Genomic DNA, 3976 nt, shown 5'->3' with positions numbered 1-3976 from the left:
AAATTCTACTTCCGCATCCCACTAAGATCGGGGGGGATTACCAGATCATGGAGCCGGAAATTGCGGCTAAGATTCGAGATAATCGTGCGCGTCACGGCATAACACTGTCCGTTGTGGAAGCCCGCCCAAACCGAGGGGACAACGGGCGCGACCTCATCCGCAAATGGCTCCACAGTTCTGACGGCAAAATCGCTCATGGTTTTCTGAAGTTTGTCCGACGCTTCTTGATAGCCAACGAGTCTGAATTGAGAGAATTCATGACGGCATCCGAGTCCGTCCTTGAGAAACGCCAAGCATATCACAGCATGTCTTTGCACGACATTTCGCAGGCAGACCTATTTCGGGCGTCACTGCGTGAGTTGGTGGAGCCAAATAGAATCCACCACTTTCTGCTTGAGCAAGAAGAATCTGCCTTTGCATCATCGGATCGCAAGCTTCTGGAACTTAAATTCCATGAGAGCGGCATCGGATATTTCCTGATTTACGCCCTACCAAGGGAAGTCGGGGACGACGATTTCAACGCCAATTTTTCAGCCGAATGCGAGGGACTCGGACTTGAATATCAGGGTTATCTTTGGGCACCTCAGCAGAAAGTGCAGAACCCAGGAAATGAGATCGAACTTCATGTCGTCTTCGCAAGAAAATTCTCAAAAACGACGAGCATGCCGCCCTGCCATCCTTATCTGTTATCCCGGCAGATTGACCTGCGGATTCTCTACGATGTGGAACCCATTGCCGGGTCACAAATTGCAGTTTCGAGAAGTCATCTGACGGGTGGCAAGCTAAAGATTACAGGGGAATTGCTCCCCGAAATGTACCGTTTCAGGATAGTGGAAATTTCACCGGAACAGTCGCAGACGCTAAAAAAACTTGAAGGAATTCAAATAAATGTCTAATGTGGCGGTTCGATTTGATGGTGATATGAGTAAAGAGGACCCAGACATTTTCCGTGCAGCAGAGAACGGTGACTTGGACGAGTTGCAGGCCGCGCTCGACGCTGGGCAATCCCTTCAGGACAGAAAAGCCACCCAAGCCTTCATGACTCCGGTTCACGTGGCCGCCTGGAATGGACGGCAGGACTTTGTTGTTAAAGCCTGCGAACTCGATCCCGAGGCAGCCAACATGGTCGATGGATATAACAACTACCCAGTCGAATATTCTATTCAACGAGGCGACTATACCGCTTCCGATGCACTTCGAAATGTCATGACCTGGCTGACTCAGCCTTTCGAAAACGCAGACTACAACTTCGACACATAGCGCTACAACTCCACCTGCATGAACAGGCTGGCGACCTCATCGGACTGGATGCACAGATATTCCAGCGTCTGCTGTTGGCGGGCATGGCCGTAGGCTTCCATGAGCAGCGGCAGGACGAGATGCGGCGGGGTCTTCGTGTTGCCACGCAGCTGGTGATACCCCCATGTCTTGCGCAGGGTGTGGCTGCCATAGTTGCCCTTCAACTCCGCATCCTTACACCAACCTTTCACCATGTTGATGAAGGGCGAGACGGTCAGCGCCTTTCTGGTCTGCTGCGACGGGAAGAGCGGTGCAACATCTTCTGGATCAGGGTGCTTCTTCAACCAGTGCTGGATGGCGTTCGCAGCCGTGCTGTTCAGCGTAATCATCCTGTGCCGCTGATTTTTTGACTGCATCAGGTCGAGCGTATCGCCTGCCTTCAAGTGCGCTACCTGTCCGACGCGGATGGAAAGGAGTTCATTTGCCCGGTAGGCGGTGTTGATGCCGAGGGTGAACAGGCACAGGTCACGCGGACGTGCCGATAAGTTCTTCTTGATAGTCGCAATCGCGGCAAGATCACGGATCGGCTCCACCTTGGTCGTGGAACCCGCTTTCGGATGATTGGAATTTCGGAGTCTGTTCAGGGACATAGACCCGACAAAGCGCCCGAAATTGTCGGATGTCAACTTCTACTCAAAACTTGACATACGTGAGTATGTAACGCTGGGTCAACCCTTTAGGACGGCATTCCTATGGTCTTTCCCTCCTGAAAACAGCGCTGATATTGACCTACGGCGATTACCCCAACTTCTGAGTAGAAGTTGAGGAGAAGGTCCGATGCTGAACCGCCTGAGCATCCCCGTCACAGCCGCTTTTCTGGCAATGGGATTGCCCGCATCCGCCGAACTGAACCCCGGTCATCAGGTTGATGAGGGCGTGGATATCATCATCGGGGAAGCGGACGCGGCACACGAGCTGATCGTATATTTTTCGCCGGGCTGTCCGGGCTGCATCATCCTTCATGACTTCCTGTCAGACTTCTACGAGCCAAGCATATCGGAGAACCGCCTGCGCATCATCTATCGCCTTGTGCCGGACTTCTACCACAGGGGGGAGAACAACCAGCTTGCCGAGGAACGTAGCGACTGGATGGCGCGCTGGCTGCAATGCAGCTATACGACAGGCGGCGAAGACAGCTTTGACGCGGCGCTGGACGTGTTCATTTCCTATGCCATGGCAAGCAATCGCCGCTTTCAGGGGCGCGAGACGACATGGCCTGCGATTACCAATGCCCGCAACTTCTCGTTCCGCAGTCTGTTGCAGGAACGCGGCGTCTATACTGATCCCGACCAGCCTGCCTGTGATACGGAAAGAGCGCGCGACATTTTCGCCCGCAACTTCCTCTTGCTGGACAGGGCGGCGGGAGACGACCGGAACCGTGTCCGCGCGCCCATGCTGATACTGGATGGCAGATGGCTGGATGACCAACTGGACAGCTTTGATCTGAACAGCATCGCCAGAACTATCATCCTCTATACGTCCAGCATGTTCCCCGGAGGTGACCAATGACCACTTGGCAATCCGTACAAGCGTCCCTTCGCACCTCCCGCCCTGTCCAGATCGGCCTTGCGGTTGGGCTGGCTTACATCATCCTGACATGGGGGCTGTATCAGAGCTGGACGGGCAGCCTTGAAGCCTATCTCAGCAGTGCCGGAAACCCGAGCGCACAAGGCGCACCCCGCCAGTCAATCTTCCTGAAGCTCTTGTCATGGCCGCTGCCCGGTCCTGCCACGGTTGAGAACGGCGGGGCCATGCCGTTCTGGTCGGTCTTGCTGCAAGGCGTCTGGATGGGTGTGGTCACATGGGCGGGCTTTGCCCAGACGAACGGAAAGCTGATAGCGCTTCTGCTTCCCCCGTTCATCGTTCTGTTTCTGATCAGCGGAAACGTCATCTCAAGCTTACTGGTCGGGGCATCAGGGCTGCTGATCATCGCCGTTATCTGGGGTATTATCCGGGGAGTTCGCAAGAAGTCGGCATAGAGGACGTTCTGACATGCAGGTCACACATACCGGGCACGGCACAGCCGCCCATCATGCCAAGGACATGGAATATCTCGCCCACCTGTCCGCCATCGGCAGCGACATCATCGACCGGAGCGTTTATGCGGGCGAAGACTGGACGCACGTTCATGCCGCCCACGGCAGGTTCTTGAACGCACTGAGCCGGGCCTATGAGAAGAAGTGGGCCGTCGGCAGACAGCACAGAGCACGATGAAAACCGCACCGCCCCCGAAATATTCCCACGCGTGGTGGCTGCAACAGCCGCCGCGACCTCTGGTCGAAACCGTCAGGCTGTTCGAGGCGAAAAAGGACACGCTGTCGCCCGCCGTGCGACGTTCTCTTGAACAGCGACTGCCGCCGCTGGAGGTTGCGCAGCAGATCGACCGTGACATGAAGAGGCTGTTCGGATGAGCGGCAAGGCGAACATTCACTGGGAAGCCGCCCAAAAGCGCCGCCGCATTCTACCGTTCCGTGGACTTGTCCGAGAGGCTGCCTTCATCTGGCGCATGTGCGAGGTGCGGTACAAGGGCATGACTGACAGCAATCATGTGAAGGGCGTGATCGAGGACAACCTTGCCGCCAGCCGGAAGCACAGGTTCCCGCAACGTGCCGGAAAGTGAGCCATGACTCGGCAGTGAGCTACTCCCCATCTCTTGGACAAGATCTGGCGTAAATTA

At 55.7% G+C, this 3976-nt stretch carries 8 protein-coding genes; 7 read left to right on the top strand and 1 reads right to left on the bottom strand.

Going from position 1 to position 3976, the window contains the following annotated elements; genetic code table 11:
- Positions 1-896, top strand: an 896-nt coding sequence (locus tag ATO3_RS28730) for a hypothetical protein (RefSeq protein ID WP_233152363.1), incomplete at its 5' end; no start/stop codon positions are given.
- Positions 889-1260, top strand: a complete 372-nt coding sequence (locus ATO3_RS28270) for a hypothetical protein (protein WP_088653054.1) — start codon at positions 889-891, stop codon at positions 1258-1260. The genes ATO3_RS28730 and ATO3_RS28270, both read left to right, overlap by 8 nt.
- 2 nt (positions 1261-1262) lie before the next feature.
- Here ATO3_RS28270 and ATO3_RS28265 read toward each other — a convergent pair whose 3' ends face one another.
- Positions 1263-1925: a tyrosine-type recombinase/integrase gene (locus tag ATO3_RS28265; RefSeq protein ID WP_233152362.1), complete on the bottom strand. Its 663-nt coding sequence runs from the start codon at positions 1923-1925 to the stop codon at positions 1263-1265.
- 151 nt (positions 1926-2076) lie between these two features.
- On the opposite strand from ATO3_RS28265, the gene ATO3_RS28260 reads away from it, so the two are divergent.
- Genes ATO3_RS28260 through ATO3_RS28240 form a run of 5 tightly spaced genes read left to right on the top strand, consistent with a single transcriptional unit; the run spans position 2077 to position 3919 of the window.
- Entirely contained in the window at positions 2077-2808 is a 732-nt protein-coding gene (locus ATO3_RS28260) for a thioredoxin domain-containing protein (protein WP_088653052.1), read from the top strand.
- The gene (locus tag ATO3_RS28255; RefSeq protein WP_088653051.1) at positions 2805-3278 is read left to right on the top strand and encodes a hypothetical protein; all 474 of its coding nucleotides are present in this window, start codon (positions 2805-2807) and stop codon (positions 3276-3278) included. Before ATO3_RS28260 ends, ATO3_RS28255 begins: the two co-directional genes overlap by 4 nt.
- A 13-nt stretch (positions 3279-3291) precedes the next feature.
- Positions 3292-3513, top strand: a complete 222-nt coding sequence (locus tag ATO3_RS28250) for a hypothetical protein (protein WP_088653050.1) — start codon at positions 3292-3294, stop codon at positions 3511-3513.
- Positions 3510-3710 (top strand): hypothetical protein, encoded by a 201-nt coding sequence (locus tag ATO3_RS28245; RefSeq protein ID WP_088653049.1) that lies wholly within the window; start codon positions 3510-3512, stop codon positions 3708-3710. Before ATO3_RS28250 ends, ATO3_RS28245 begins: the two co-directional genes overlap by 4 nt.
- Positions 3707-3919, top strand: coding sequence for a hypothetical protein (locus ATO3_RS28240; RefSeq protein WP_088653048.1), 213 nt, complete (start codon positions 3707-3709; stop codon positions 3917-3919). The genes ATO3_RS28245 and ATO3_RS28240 overlap by 4 nt, the downstream gene beginning before the upstream one ends.
- Positions 3920-3976 lie beyond the last annotated feature (57 nt).

The organism is Marinibacterium profundimaris (genome assembly GCF_002210095.1).
Lineage (GTDB): Bacteria > Pseudomonadota > Alphaproteobacteria > Rhodobacterales > Rhodobacteraceae > Marinibacterium > Marinibacterium profundimaris.
Note: the sequence above shows the minus strand (reverse complement) of the source record. Positions and strands in the feature narration are given on the sequence as shown.

Coding starts and splice junctions, on each gene's coding strand:
- ATO3_RS28270 (WP_088653054.1), top strand. CDS start 889: ATGTCTAATGTGGCGGTTCGATTTGATGGTGATATGAGTAAAGAGGAC.
- ATO3_RS28260 (WP_088653052.1), top strand. CDS start 2,077: ATGCTGAACCGCCTGAGCATCCCCGTCACAGCCGCTTTTCTGGCAATG.
- ATO3_RS28255 (WP_088653051.1), top strand. CDS start 2,805: ATGACCACTTGGCAATCCGTACAAGCGTCCCTTCGCACCTCCCGCCCT.
- ATO3_RS28250 (WP_088653050.1), top strand. CDS start 3,292: ATGCAGGTCACACATACCGGGCACGGCACAGCCGCCCATCATGCCAAG.
- ATO3_RS28245 (WP_088653049.1), top strand. CDS start 3,510: ATGAAAACCGCACCGCCCCCGAAATATTCCCACGCGTGGTGGCTGCAA.
- ATO3_RS28240 (WP_088653048.1), top strand. CDS start 3,707: ATGAGCGGCAAGGCGAACATTCACTGGGAAGCCGCCCAAAAGCGCCGC.